This window comes from Mitsuaria sp. RG (genome assembly GCF_028369275.1).
GTDB classification, from domain to species: domain Bacteria; phylum Pseudomonadota; class Gammaproteobacteria; order Pseudomonadales; family Pseudomonadaceae; genus Aquipseudomonas; species Aquipseudomonas peradeniyensis.
The window spans coordinates 80,159-91,843 of the sequence record NZ_JAQMYQ010000008.1 but is presented as its reverse complement, the minus strand read 5'-3'; the positions used below and the strand labels follow the sequence as shown (position 1 = coordinate 91,843).

At 63.0% G+C, this 11,685-nt stretch carries 12 protein-coding genes; 3 read left to right on the top strand and 9 right to left on the bottom strand.

Annotation, left to right across the window (positions count from 1 at the left end; genetic code table 11):
- Positions 1-52 precede the first annotated feature (52 nt).
- The gene (locus tag POF53_RS07095) at positions 53-865 is read right to left on the bottom strand and encodes a LuxR C-terminal-related transcriptional regulator (RefSeq protein ID WP_232856348.1); all 813 of its coding nucleotides are present in this window, start codon (positions 863-865) and stop codon (positions 53-55) included.
- Positions 866-988: 123 nt separating this feature from the next.
- Between POF53_RS07095 and POF53_RS07090 the strand changes: the two genes are divergently transcribed.
- Positions 989-1,804, top strand: a complete 816-nt coding sequence (locus tag POF53_RS07090) for a carbon-nitrogen hydrolase family protein (RefSeq protein ID WP_498966991.1) — start codon at positions 989-991, stop codon at positions 1,802-1,804.
- Between the two features lie 63 nt (positions 1,805-1,867).
- Here POF53_RS07090 and POF53_RS07085 read toward each other — a convergent pair whose 3' ends face one another.
- The gene (locus tag POF53_RS07085) at positions 1,868-2,740 is read right to left on the bottom strand and encodes a contractile injection system protein, VgrG/Pvc8 family (RefSeq protein ID WP_232856350.1); all 873 of its coding nucleotides are present in this window, start codon (positions 2,738-2,740) and stop codon (positions 1,868-1,870) included.
- Positions 2,741-2,927: 187 nt separating this feature from the next.
- Complete coding sequence (locus POF53_RS07080) at positions 2,928-3,944, bottom strand: polyamine ABC transporter substrate-binding protein (protein WP_498966988.1); 1,017 nt, start codon at positions 3,942-3,944, stop codon at positions 2,928-2,930.
- A gap of 225 nt (positions 3,945-4,169) precedes the next feature.
- On the opposite strand from POF53_RS07080, the gene POF53_RS07075 reads away from it, so the two are divergent.
- Positions 4,170-4,961: a helix-turn-helix transcriptional regulator gene (locus POF53_RS07075; protein WP_203651874.1), complete on the top strand. Its 792-nt coding sequence runs from the start codon at positions 4,170-4,172 to the stop codon at positions 4,959-4,961.
- 2 nt (positions 4,962-4,963) lie between these two features.
- On the opposite strand, the gene POF53_RS07070 is transcribed toward POF53_RS07075, so the two are convergent.
- The 3 genes from POF53_RS07070 to POF53_RS07060 form a co-directional block, all read right to left on the bottom strand.
- The gene (locus tag POF53_RS07070) at positions 4,964-5,419 is read right to left on the bottom strand and encodes a hypothetical protein (protein WP_498966985.1); all 456 of its coding nucleotides are present in this window, start codon (positions 5,417-5,419) and stop codon (positions 4,964-4,966) included.
- A 77-nt stretch (positions 5,420-5,496) separates the two neighbouring features.
- On the bottom strand, positions 5,497-5,991 hold the full coding sequence (locus tag POF53_RS07065) for an MAPEG family protein (RefSeq protein WP_498966983.1): 495 nt from the start codon (positions 5,989-5,991) through the stop codon (positions 5,497-5,499).
- Entirely contained in the window at positions 5,988-6,302 is a 315-nt protein-coding gene (locus tag POF53_RS07060; protein ID WP_232856353.1) for a DUF2834 domain-containing protein, read from the bottom strand. The genes POF53_RS07065 and POF53_RS07060 overlap by 4 nt, the downstream gene beginning before the upstream one ends.
- A 246-nt stretch (positions 6,303-6,548) precedes the next feature.
- Here POF53_RS07060 and POF53_RS07055 point away from each other — a divergent pair, with 246 nt between their 5' ends.
- The gene (locus POF53_RS07055; protein WP_232856354.1) at positions 6,549-7,373 is read left to right on the top strand and encodes a helix-turn-helix domain-containing protein; all 825 of its coding nucleotides are present in this window, start codon (positions 6,549-6,551) and stop codon (positions 7,371-7,373) included.
- A gap of 45 nt (positions 7,374-7,418) precedes the next feature.
- On the opposite strand, the gene POF53_RS07050 is transcribed toward POF53_RS07055, so the two are convergent.
- The 3 genes from POF53_RS07050 to POF53_RS07040 all read right to left on the bottom strand — a co-directional run bounded on the left by POF53_RS07050 (position 7,419) and on the right by POF53_RS07040 (position 11,572).
- Positions 7,419-8,771, bottom strand: coding sequence for a spinster family MFS transporter (locus POF53_RS07050; protein ID WP_498966980.1), 1,353 nt, complete (start codon positions 8,769-8,771; stop codon positions 7,419-7,421).
- 179 nt (positions 8,772-8,950) lie between these two features.
- On the bottom strand, positions 8,951-10,204 hold the full coding sequence (locus POF53_RS07045) for an OprD family porin (protein WP_232856356.1): 1,254 nt from the start codon (positions 10,202-10,204) through the stop codon (positions 8,951-8,953).
- Between the two features lie 63 nt (positions 10,205-10,267).
- On the bottom strand, positions 10,268-11,572 hold the full coding sequence (locus tag POF53_RS07040; protein WP_050704953.1) for a CitMHS family transporter: 1,305 nt from the start codon (positions 11,570-11,572) through the stop codon (positions 10,268-10,270).
- Positions 11,573-11,685 lie beyond the last annotated feature (113 nt).

The window sequence follows — 11,685 nt, the reverse complement described above, 5'->3', positions numbered from 1 at the left end:
GGGGATTCCTATAACGTCGAAGGATTAACCTGGGGGTAATGGCGCGGGGGAATCACGGCGCCGGTTGCAGGCTGGCGAGGTCTTCGCCGGCCAGGAACAGCAGCGAAAAAAGCTCGCTCTGGGAGTTCACGTCCAGCTTGCGGTACACGTTGCGTCGATGGACCTTCACCGTCTCGGCCGACAGCTTGAGCTTGATGGCCGTCTCCTTGTTCGAATGCCCCGACAGGATCAACCGCACCACGTCCAGCTCCCGCGCCGTGAGCACCGACTCAAGTTGCCGGCGCGCCTCGTCGCGCCCCTGGGCCAGGCCCAGCGCGGGCTTGGCCGGTGCGCGCTCGGGCACTTGTTCGAAGTGCAGGCGCTGGCGCAGCAGACCGATCAGCCAGGGGCGTACCAGCTCCAGCTGGGCGATGGCCTGGGCGTCGAAACGTGAGCGCCCGCCCAGCGACAGGCACAGTGTGCGCCCATCGCCCAGGGCCAGGTTGAACTGCACCTCGTCGGCGACCACGTTGTGGGTGAAGTACAGGCGGTAGTAGTCGGTCTGCTGGAACTGCTCCGGGGCCACGTCGGCCAGGCGCACCAGGCCGGTCAGCGGCCGCTCGCGGTTGCTGATGTAGAACGGGTCGAGCAGGTACAGGCCGTTGGCGTACACACTCACCAGCGGGTCGATGCCCTCGCGCTCGTAAGGGCTCTGGTCGAAGATCAGCGGCTTGTCGTGGCTGAACAGCAGCGCCACCCAGGTATCCACCTCGACGAAGTCGCCGAGCAGCATCGCCAGTGTGCGCCAGAAGCTCGGCCGGTCGAGGTGCTCGATGCATTGGCCCACACCCTGGTGCCACGAAAGATCCTGCAGGCTCAAGCTCATGCCCTACCCCCGGGTTAACCCGTCGAAGTGATTGTTTTGCCAGTGATTGTTTTCATACTTGCACCACCCTTCGCAAATGTCACTCGCCCGCGGAAGGGTCGGGCCCAGCGAGACGGATTGCCCATGAAGATCGAAGTGGTACAGACGACAACCCGCGACGGCGACACCGCCCACAACCTGCGCGGTATCCTCGAGGCCCTGGCCCAGTGCGCGCCGGACACCGATATCCTGCTGTTCCCCGAGTCGCACCTGACCGGTTTTCTCACCGCGGACGACGTCGGCATGCTGTCCGAAGCCATCGACGGCGATGCCGTGCAGGCGGTGGTCGCGGCGGCGCGCCAGCGCAGTATCGCGGTGGTGCTGGGGCTGTACGAGAACGACGGTGGCACCTTCTACAACACCACCCTGTTCATCGCCCCTGAAGGCATCCTGCTCACCTACCGCAAGACCCACCTGTGGTTGCCGGAGCACGGCATCGTCGTTCCGGGCAATCGCTTCGCCACCGTCGAATGGCGCGGCGTGCGCCTGGGTCTGTTGATCTGCTACGACAGCGAATTCCCCGAGACGGCGCGGGCACTGAAGGCCTTGGGCGCGCAGTTGATGCTGATCACCGATGGCCTGGCCGAACCGGAGGATCATGTGCACCGGGTGTCGGTGATGGCCAGGACGATGGAGAACCAGGTGTTCGCCGTGGTCGCCAACCGCGTGGGCGATGGGCCGGATGGCTGCGTGTTCGTGGGGGCGAGCCTGGCGGTGGACCCGTATGGCCGCACGCTGTTCGAGGCTGGGCGCGGCGAGTCGAGGCATAGCGTGACCCTGGACCTGTCGCTGATCGGCAAGGCCCGCGCCTTCCATGACTACAGCGCCAACCAGCGCATCCAGTTGCCGGGTGAGCGGATCGAGCATGCCAGTGGCGTATGGGAGCTGGTTATCGATTAAGGGAAAACACGACAGGGCAGGACGCAGAGGATTTCGGATAAAGCTGCCGTAGCCAGAATGAGGCTATCGGCAGCACAGGCACCCACTGACCCGCGGCTGATCAGGATCGTTTCCGAGAAACGTGACCATGACTTCCATTCCCGTTCGTGGGGCAGTGCTTTCACAGCACCATTCGGACTCCACCGACAACCAGCAACAGCTCTTGTCGTCGAACCTGTCCTCAGGATCCCAGGGAAACTTGACCTGAATCCGGGCAAGGCGCCGATCACACCGGCTCTCGTCATCCTCCACGGCAATGACCACGGCGGTCTGATTCTCCACCACCCGGGGCTTGGCATGAACCAGGGGCGGACGATAAAGCACGCCCCACGGCAGCACCGTCTGGCCATCGGCAAACACAAGCACATGGCCTTGGGCACTGTGCTGGAAGTGGAAGCGAATGCCCTCCTCTTCACACAAGCGCTGGACGAAGTGCAGATCCGTTTCGCCATACTGGGTGCAGTAGTCGCGCTCGGGGTAGCTCGCACTCAGCTCGAAGCGATAGGCGTCTCCCACGATCCCATGCTCTTCCAATACCAAGGCGACGATCCTGGGCACTGAGAACTGTTGAAAGATCCGCTGGTTGATGCGGTGACGCAGGTAGGACAAATGCGGCACCAGAGTCAACCTGTAACGCGCCGAACACGGGGCCTGCCCCATCGGCGCGATGTGGTAGATCCGCCCATGGATGCCATTGCCGTTCATGTCGAAGCTGAAGAAGGCCTCGAGGTCGAGGAAGCGTTCAAGGTCCAGGCTAGGCCGTTCGCTGGCCAGTTCCACGTTGAAGAAGAAAGGCCTGTTGGCCACCGCTTCCCCGGTGTAGCCGAGCACCTGGAAATCGTGCTCCACACCTTTGATCGTCAAGTTCAAGTATGTCTTATGGGCTGGGCTGAACATCCGCTGTTCTCCTCCGGCATAAGATGAAATCAGGTGCGCAAGACCATCGCCCGCTACTGCCAAACAGCCGGGTTCCACGAAACGATGGTATTCGCGGGGCGCTGAAGCAATCGGCCGCAGGCAACCCTGTTCAACGCGCTGCCCGATACACCCTTGCACCAGGCAGCTGGCGACACATCAGCTCAGGTCAAACGCCACTCTTCACCTTGGTCCAGACCCGTGTGCGGATCCGCTCCAGTTTCAACGGCAGCGGCTCGAGCGGGATCAACGTGGCAACCGTCTTCTTGTCGGGGTAGATCCACGGGTTGTCCCGCAGCGCCTGTTCGACGAACTGGGTGGCGTCCTTGTTGGCGTTGGGGTACAGGGTGTGGTTCGAAGTCTTGGCGATCACTTCCGGGCGCATCATGTAGTTGATGAACGCCATGCCGGCCTTGGGATGGGGCGCATCCTTGAGCAGTACCAGGTTTTCCGACCACACCAGCGCGCCTTCGCGCGGCAGGCTGTAGTTGATTCTGCGCCCGGTGTTGTTCTTCTCGTTGAGGGCCTGCGCGGCCAGGGCGCCGTTGGCCCAACCGACCACCGCGCAGATGTTGCCGTCGGCCATGTCGGTGTCGATGCGCGACGAGTCGAAATACAGCACGTACGGGCGGATCTTCATCAGCAGGTCTTGCGCCTTCTGGTAGTCCGCCGGGTTGCTGCTGTTGCTGGGCAGGCCCAGGTAGTTCAGGGCAATCGAGATGATCTCGCTGGGTGAGTCGAGCATCGCCACGCCACAGGATTTGAGCTTGCTGATGTTCTCTTCCTTGAAGATCAGGTCCCAACTGTCCACCGGCGCCTGGTCGCCCAACGCGGCCTTGACCTTGTCGACGTCGTAGCCGATGCCGGTGGTGCCCCACAGGTAGGGCACGGCGTAGCGGTTGCCGGGGTCGTTGACCGCCAGCTGGGCGAGGATATCGGGGTCGATATGCGAAAGATTGCCCAACTGTGCGCGGTCCAGCGGCTGCAGCACGCCCGCGGCGATCAGGCTGGGCAGCACATTGGAGGTCGCCACCACCACGTCGTAACCGGTGCGCCCGGCCATGACCTTGCTCTGCATGATGTCGGCGCTGTCGAACGCGTCCATGTGCACGCGGGTGCCGGTTTCCTGTTCGAACGCCTTCGGCGTCTCCGGCGCAAGCAGCCCGAACCAGTTGTACAGGTGCATCCCGGGCTCGGCGGCCAGCACCGATGTGCTGATCCCTGCGCAAAGCAGCGAGGCCGAAAAAAGGGTTCGCAAACGTGACCTTGTCATGCAACATCCTTATCGAATCGATGTATCTTCACGGCCATCCTAGGCCCAGTGAGCGACTATACCGGGCAGGACCGGATAGTAAATACCTCGGAATACTTACCTCTGACCCGCGAATGCCTAACCCAAAAGGGGTAGATAATGCCGTTCGACCTGCAAAGCCTGGCCTGGCACCGATCGATCGGCAAGCTGATCATGCAGCTGGACCGTCCGGCGTTCTGGAGTTCGCTGGTTAGGGTGTTGAACGAGTACGTGCAGATCGACAACTGGGTGGTGCTGATCTTCGCCAACCAGCAAGTGGAAGTGGTGAGCTTGCCCGAGGTGGCGGATGCCGAAGAGGTCAACGCGTTCATCCATCGTTATGTGAAGGGGCTCTACCTGCTGGACCCGTTCTACATCGCCAACCGGGAAAACCCGCAGAGCGGTTTCTTCCACCTGCTGGATATCGCGCCGGAGTACTTTCTCGAAACCGAGTACTACCATCAGTATTTCGCGCACTACATCTCGGCCGATGAGGCGCAGTACAACGTTCAACTCGACGCTGACCGCACGCTGTGCATCTCCATTGGCAGCAAGGCGCGCTTCAGCCAGGAGCAAATCACCATCCTCGACCTCATCAAGCCCTGGGTGACGGCCTTGATGCACCAGCGCATGGCCTTCGAGGTGGACGTCGAGAAGGACCTTGCCGAGGCACCGCCCTGGCAGGAAACACTGAACCAGCTGGGCGCGCAGATCACCACCCGTGAAAGCGATGTACTTAGGCTGCTGCTGAGCGGCTTCTCCAACAAAGAGATTGCCGGAAAACTCTCGCTCTCGGCGGAAACGGTGAAAGTGCACCGCCGGAACATTTACGCCAAGTTGAACATCAAGTCACAGTCTGAATTGTTTGCTCGGTTCTTTGTGCCCAAGCCGGATGCATTCTGTACCCGTTGAAGTCAGGCTTTTTGACTGACGCTGCTCCCTGTCCATCCGGTGCTTTGCAGCAACAACAGGGCAAACACCGCGCAGCCCAGCAATGGCCATCCCAGAAACACCTTGAACCACAGCGACCCTGGAAACCAGCACATGATCGCCAGGTTCGCTACGCCCCCGCAGCCCAGCCCCGCCCAGGCCGAGCCGATCCATTCCGGCGCCCGGGTGCTGCGCAGGAAATGCCGGTACAGCTTTAGCCCTGTGTTCACGCCGACAAGGCCTACGATCAACACAATGACCAACCCAATGCGATTCAGTTGATAGTCCCAAGGGTCATTGAACCCGTTATAGATCATCCCCGGGAGCAAGAACACGGCGAATGTGGTGCAGTATCCCGTTACCAAAAACACGGGCAGCACCACGACCAACCCCAATAGCCGAATGGCCAGTTTCCTGAGTACGGAAGGGGTATCGCTCATATCGACTGTCCTTGTCATTCGAGAACCAACGGCCCGCAGCCTCATGGCTCGGCGGCGCAAACTACCACAGCCGGGCTTCATGCACGAGCGCGTGCCAGTCCGGTGATGGGCTGCGTAGCAGCCCCAATGCCGCTTGCTGGATCCTGCACCGAATACAGGCTGTCGATGACCAGCGCCGCCAGCCCGATCAGGCACAGTACCCCGACGCCATAACTCACCGTCCGCCACGGCTGGATGCCCGCCAGGTAAGTCACCGTATGCGACACCCTCGCCACGGTGAATACCCCGCACAGCCAAGCCGTCATGACAACGGGCGCCTCCAGCACCACCGCCAGGCCGCCCAGCGCGAGGAACATCGGAATGTTCTCCAGATCGTTGCGCCAGGCCTGCATGGCCCGCGTGACCTGCGGCAGCTCCGCAGGGCAAGCCAAACGCTTGAACACCGCCGCATCCTCGCTGTTGGTGAAGGCCAGGAAGCGCAGGCGGAAGTAACCCTGGTAGCAGGAAATCGCCAGCATCTTGAAGAACAGCACCACTACGCAGCAGGCGTAGACCGCGAGAGCGCCGCTCATGCCCCGCGTCTCTGCGCAAAGCCCTTGACCACGATGTACAGCAGCGGCCCCAGGGAAACAAACACCGCTGTCAGCAACAGATAGGGCATGACGCCGAGCAACGATCCGCCTCGCTGGCGCTGGTCGCTGACCATCCACACACAGCCCAGCCCAGCCATCACATACAGGTCAATAACGACTTGAGCTGTATCCGGCCGGGATATCAGTTCAAGGCCAAAGGCGATAAGCGATTGATCAACAATCATAAGGGTCCAGCCGGTGTACAGGGTAAACAACACCAATACGGGCAGCGTGATCCATTCAGCTTTCATTGTCCGACTCCTTGGCAGGGACCTGTAGGAGCGGGCTTGCCCCGCGATGCAGGCGCCGCGGAGCCTGGCACCCGTGACGCGGGTGATCGCGGGGCAAGCCCGCTCCCACGCAGCCCCAGTCAAATCAAAGAATTATGTTTTGTTCCATGACCGCGATCCTGCTTTCACGGTAGTGATAGAGTCGTCCCCGCCTCAATGACCTCACAGGTCATGGACGCTTCAGCCAAGGACAGCCAGAGTCGATGCATGAGCCCTTCTCCGTTTCACGCCACGCAAACACCCGCCTTCAACGATGCCGGAGAGCACCTGCGCCGTCTGCGTCGTAAGGCCGGCCTCAGCCAGCTCGACCTGGCGCTGTTGGCGGGCCTGTCGCAACGCCACCTCAGCTGTGTGGAAACCGGTCGCGCCAAGGCCAGCCCAAGCACACTGCATGCCCTGCTCAGCGCGTTGGCAGTGCCGCTCGAACACTGCAACGAAGTGTTCCTCGCAGCAGGCTACGCGCCGCGCTATGCAGCCACGGCACCCGACGCTCCGGCCATGAAGATGGTGCTCGACGCGCTGGAGCACATCCTGCAGGCCAACAACCCCGCACCGGCCATCGTCATCGCCAGCAACTGGGACATCACTGCGGCCAATGCCAGTGCCGGGTTGCTGTTCACCATGGCCGGGGTACCGACGAGCAGCACCTCGGGCCTCAACCTGCTGGACACACTGCTACGCCCGGGCGGACTGGGGGATCATCTGGTCAATGCCGATGAGATACGGGCGATCGCCTGGCAGCGGGCGGCCAGGGAGGCGATGGGCAATCGTGACCTGGCGCGGCGGCTACAAGGCTTGCCCGTGCCTCCCGCCATAGCGCCGGACACGCCGCTGTCACCGGTGGTGCTGACGCGGGTACGGGCAGGCGAAGGTGAGCTGAGGTTTCTGTCCACCTTCACCTCCTTCGGCATGCCTCAGGACATCACGGTGGCCTCGCTGCGCATCGAACACCTGGTGCCGGCCGACGGCACCACGTGGCGAACTATGACGGCGGCCTATGATCAATGGCTGGCTCGGCATCACCGACGATGAACCCGATGATGATCGAGCCGCAACATCTGGCCAAACTACGGGGATTCAAGCCTGTGCGCCCTGCCCCGCCACCTCTGCGCCATCCAGCACCATGCCCTCGCGCATCCGCTGCGCATCCCGGCTGAAACACCGCGAGGCCGCCAGCAGGAACACCATGGTCAGCAACAGGGCCACGGGGATCAGGTACATCGCGTCATGCAGACCCTGGGCCTTGAACGCTTCGCTCATCGCCACCTCGCCCGCCGCCGCCATGGCCGCTCCGGCAAAGTGGTCCGACAGCCCACCGACCACCACTGGCCCCAGGCCGCCACCCAGCAGGTAGAGCCCGGCGAAGAACAGCGCCATGGCCGTGGCCCGCAGGCGCGGCTGCACCACATCCTGGATGGCGGTGTACACGCAGGTGTAGAAGTTGTACGAGAACAACCAGCCGATCCCGAACACCGCCACAAACACGCCCAACTCGATACGCCCGGCATGCAGCGCCCAGGCGGTGCACAAGGTAGCGCCCAACATGCTCAGCGCGGCGAACACCAGACGGCCGTTAGCAAAACGCTGGTGCACCTTGTCGGCCACCCAGCCGCCAAGGGTCAGCCCCACCAGGCCGCTCAGGCCGACGATCATCCCGGTGGCCACCGCGGCGTCGTGCAGCGCCAGCGCAAAGTAGCGCTGCAACATCGGCACCATGAACGAATTGCAGGCATACGAGGCGAAGTTGAAGGTCAGCCCCGCCAGCACCAGCCAGGCGAAGGTAGGCACGCTCAGCACCCGACGCAGGGGGCGGTCCAGTGGTGCCTGGGCGGTGGCCACCGTCTCCGCGGCGCCGCGCGCGGGCTCGCGGATCATGAAGATGAACAGCGCCAGCAGCACACCGGGCACGGCGGCGATGAAGAACGGCGCGCGCCAGCTGTCGAAGGCCTGGACCATCGCACCGATGGTGAAGAACGCCAGCAGCAGGCCCAGCGGCAAGCCGAGCATGAAGATGCCCATCGCCCGCGCCCGCCGTCCGGCGGGGAACAGGTCGCCGATCAGCGAGTTGGCGGCCGGCGCGTAGCTGGCCTCGCCGATGCCCACGCCCATGCGCACCAGCAAAAAGCTCCAGAAACTGCCGACCATGCCGTTGACCGCCGTCAGCCCGCTCCACGCCAGCAGGCCCCAGCCCATGAGTCGACTGCGCGAGCCGGTGTCGGCGATGCGCGCCAGCGGCAGGCCGGCGATGGCATAGACCAGGGTGAAGGCGGTGCCGATGATGCCGATCTGGAAGTCGCTCAGGTGCCACTCCAGGCGGATCGGCTCGATGACGATGGCGGGGATGGTGCGGTCGAAGAAGTTGAACAGGTTGGCCAGGAACAGCAGGAACAGGATGCGCCAGGCGTTGGATGCTTGGGTGGCGGTGGGCATAGTCGGGTCCCTCGTTATTGTTGTTCGGGGCTTCCAGCACGCCTTTGCAATCTAGAGGGACATCAGGCCATCGTCTGCCAACATTGATCGCGCTGATAGCAGCCGATGGACCTCGGCAAGCCCGCCATCAATGCCCACAACCGACGCCTGGACGCGCACCGTCCACCCAGGATGGACACTCACCAAAGCGCGATGTCGTAGGTCAGGTACACACGGTTGCTGTCGCGACCTCGGGCGAAGTCGGAACGATAGACATAGTTACGCAACCTCACCCCCAGGCCTTTGAGCGGGCCACCCTGGACCACGTAGGCCAGTTCGGCGTCACGCTCCCATTCCTTGATACCCGCCTCCCCGGCGCGACCGTTGTCGCCGCTGAGGTAACGCGTCATGAAGGTCAGCCCGGGCACCCCTGCGGCGGCGAAGTTGTAGGCATAGCTGGCCATCCAGGTTTTTTCCTGCTCCTCGATGAACTTGCCGATACCGACGTTGCTGAACGAATACACCGTTGCGCCGCTGATATAGGGCAGCCCCGCCTCGCCATCAAGCACCTGGTAGCCGGCACCGACCGTATGCCCGGAATGCGCATACGCCAGTTGCCCGCTGTACAGGTCGTTGTCGATGGCGCCGCCATGGGCGGCACCGCTGTCGCGGCTTCTGAAGTAGCGCAGGTCGGTGGTCAGCACACCGCCGGCCAGCGGCAGGTCATGCACCAGGCCGGCGAAGTCCTGGCGATAGAAGCCGTCGAGCTGGGCGTGGAAGTAGCTCAGGCGCAGCGGCTTGCCCACCGCATAATCGGCACCGACGTAGGAGAAATCACCGGACGCGTTGCCGCTGTAGCCATCCAGGTACAAGCCGGTGCTGTCCGAGGAGTCGCGCAACTTGAACTTGTCCAGGTGACCGGCGGTGAGGCTCAACCCATCGATGTCGGTGCTGGTCAGCTGCGTGCCCTGGTAAGTCTGCGGCAACAACCGCGCGTCGTTGTAGACCAGCACCGGGGTCTTGGGCAGCAAGGTGCCGTGCTTGATCACGGTCTGGCCCAGGCGCGCCTTGGCGGTCAGGCCGGCGCTGCTGAATTCGTCCGCGGCCCGACCGTCGTCGTGCACCGGCAACAGGCCGCTGCCGCTGCGACCGCGTCCGGAGTCCAACCGCACGCCCACCAGGGCCAGGGCATCGAGCCCAACGCCCAAGGTGCCTTGGGTGAACCCGGACTGGTAGTCGAGCAAAAAGCCCTGCGCCCACTCGGTCCGCTCATGCTTGGCGGAGGCCGCCGCGCGTGGGGACAGGCCCTGCTCGTCACGGAAGTTCTCGTTGAAATAGACGTTGCGCAGCTGCAGCTTGAGCTTGCCGTCGTCGACGAATCCGCCAGCGCCGGCAACGGGCAACCAGCCGCAGAGCAGGCCACAGGTGGCCCCACGGAAAACACTTCGGAACATGATCGGTACTCTGTTGTTGTTCTTGGATGAGCGGTGGGTGGGCGCCGCGCGGCGCCCGGTGATTCACACGAAGAAAGACAAGGCACCTGTGAGCAGCGCCAGCGCGGTGATCACCAGCGAGGTAAGCACCGCCCACTTGACGGTGGCTTTCTGGAAGTCGCCGATATCGCGGTCGACCATCCCCACCAGCAACAGGGTCGAGGCTACCAACGGGCTCATCAGGTGCACCGGCTGCCCCAGTACCGAGGCCCGGGCGATTTCCACCGGGTCGATGCCATAGGCCGCGGCCGCGTTGGCCAGGATCGGCACCACCCCGAAGTAGTAGGCGTCATTGGACAGTACGAAGGTCAGCGGCATGCTGGTCAGCGCCACCACCAGCGGGAACCAGTGGCTCCAGGCGTCGGGGATCCAGTCCACCAAGGTCTGGGCGAGGGCGTCGACCATTTTGGTGCCGGAGAAGATGCCGGCGAATATGCCGGCGGCGAACACCAGCAGCACGACGGTCATGGCATTGCCCGAATGGGCGAGAATGCGCTCCTTCTGCAGCTCCAGTTGCGGATAGTTGATCATCAACGCGGCGACGAAACCGATCATGAACAGCAGCGCGGAATGCATCACGCCCATCACCAGCGCGGTCATCACGGCGATCACCAGCATCAGGTTCACATAGGCCAGGCGCGGACGCTTGTGTGGGTTGTCGCCTAGGATCTCCTTGATGTAGCAATTGCCGCCCCCTGACGCCAGGGTGACATTGCCGATGCGCCGACGCTCGGCGCGCCCCAACAGATAGGCGGTGAACACCACCCAGGCCGCGCCGCCGATCACGGTGGGCAGCATCGGGATGAAGTATTCGGTCGCATCCAGGCCAAGGGCGGCGATCGCGCGGGTGGCAGGCCCGCCCCAGGGGCTCATGCCGCTCATGATACTCAGCGATAGCATCGACACCGTGGCCAAAATCATCGGGTTCATGCCGATGCGTTTGTACAGCGGCAGCATCGCCGCGCAGGTGATCATGTAGGTGGTGGTGCCGTCGCCGTCGAGGGCAACCAGCAACGACAGCAGCGCGGTGCCTATGGCGATCTTGATCGGATCGCCGTTCACCCGCTTGAGAATCTTGCGGATCAAAGGGTCGAACAGGCCGGCATCGATCATCAGGCCGAAGAACAGGATGGCGAACAGCAGCAACGCCGCCGAGGGTGCCACCATCTTCAGGCCATCGAGCATCATCTTGCCGAGCTCGGGAGCGAAACCGCCGATCACGGCAAAAACGATGGGTACCACTGTGAGCGCGACGATCGGCGACAGGCGTTTGCTCATGATCAGGTAGGTGAACGTCACCACCATGATCAGGCCCAGGAGTGCGAGCATGGTTTTTTCTCTTGTTTTTATTCTGTGTTTGGCCGCCCGACGCGCAGGCGGCCCCCTGCCCCACCCGGCATCGCAGGGATGCTGGGGGGAAGTCTACTGCAACATGGGAGCGA

Excerpts from the sequence above, each read along its gene's own strand:
- POF53_RS07090 (WP_498966991.1), top strand. The coding sequence starts at position 989 with ATGAAGATCGAAGTGGTACAGACGACAACCCGCGACGGCGACACCGCC.
- POF53_RS07055 (WP_232856354.1), top strand. The coding sequence starts at position 6,549 with ATGAGCCCTTCTCCGTTTCACGCCACGCAAACACCCGCCTTCAACGAT.
- POF53_RS07060 (WP_232856353.1), bottom strand. The coding sequence starts at position 6,302 with ATGAAAGCTGAATGGATCACGCTGCCCGTATTGGTGTTGTTTACCCTG.
- POF53_RS07085 (WP_232856350.1), bottom strand. The coding sequence starts at position 2,740 with ATGTTCAGCCCAGCCCATAAGACATACTTGAACTTGACGATCAAAGGT.
- POF53_RS07080 (WP_498966988.1), bottom strand. The coding sequence starts at position 3,944 with ATGCACCTGTACAACTGGTTCGGGCTGCTTGCGCCGGAGACGCCGAAG.
- POF53_RS07045 (WP_232856356.1), bottom strand. The coding sequence starts at position 10,204 with ATGTTCCGAAGTGTTTTCCGTGGGGCCACCTGTGGCCTGCTCTGCGGC.
- POF53_RS07040 (WP_050704953.1), bottom strand. The coding sequence starts at position 11,572 with ATGCTCGCACTCCTGGGCCTGATCATGGTGGTGACGTTCACCTACCTG.
- POF53_RS07050 (WP_498966980.1), bottom strand. The coding sequence starts at position 8,771 with ATGCCCACCGCCACCCAAGCATCCAACGCCTGGCGCATCCTGTTCCTG.
- POF53_RS07065 (WP_498966983.1), bottom strand. The coding sequence starts at position 5,991 with ATGAGCGGCGCTCTCGCGGTCTACGCCTGCTGCGTAGTGGTGCTGTTC.
- POF53_RS07070 (WP_498966985.1), bottom strand. The coding sequence starts at position 5,419 with ATGAGCGATACCCCTTCCGTACTCAGGAAACTGGCCATTCGGCTATTG.
- POF53_RS07095 (WP_232856348.1), bottom strand. The coding sequence starts at position 865 with ATGAGCTTGAGCCTGCAGGATCTTTCGTGGCACCAGGGTGTGGGCCAA.
- POF53_RS07075 (WP_203651874.1), top strand. The coding sequence starts at position 4,170 with ATGCCGTTCGACCTGCAAAGCCTGGCCTGGCACCGATCGATCGGCAAG.